Origin of the sequence: Halomonas sp. SIMBA_159, assembly GCF_046536035.1 — a bacterium.
GTDB lineage: Bacteria > Pseudomonadota > Gammaproteobacteria > Pseudomonadales > Halomonadaceae > Vreelandella > Vreelandella venusta_A.
In genome coordinates, this window is sequence record NZ_JAWJBT010001211.1 from 1 (window position 1) to 248 (window position 248).

Consider the following 248-nt stretch of genomic DNA (forward strand, 5'->3'; position numbering starts at 1 on the left):
CATCATCTTCATGGCTTCAACGATGCACAGGGTATCGCCAACGTTTACGCTTTGACCGACTTCCACAAAGGATTTTGCTTCCGGGCTAGGCGCGCGGTAGAAAGTACCGACCATAGGCGACAGTACCTGGTGACCGGCAGGCGTAGCAGGAGCAGCTGGTGCCGCCGCTTCAGCAGGTGCGGCAACCGGTGCCGCAGGAGCGGCTGGTGCCGGCGCTGCGTACATTTGCGCAGGTGCAGCAACCGGTG

General features: G+C 61.3%; 1 protein-coding gene. It reads right to left on the minus strand.

Going from position 1 to position 248, the window contains the following annotated elements:
• Positions 1–248, minus strand: a 248-nt coding sequence (locus R0J87_RS23115) for an acetyl-CoA carboxylase biotin carboxyl carrier protein (protein ID WP_498889286.1), incomplete at both ends; no start/stop codon positions are given.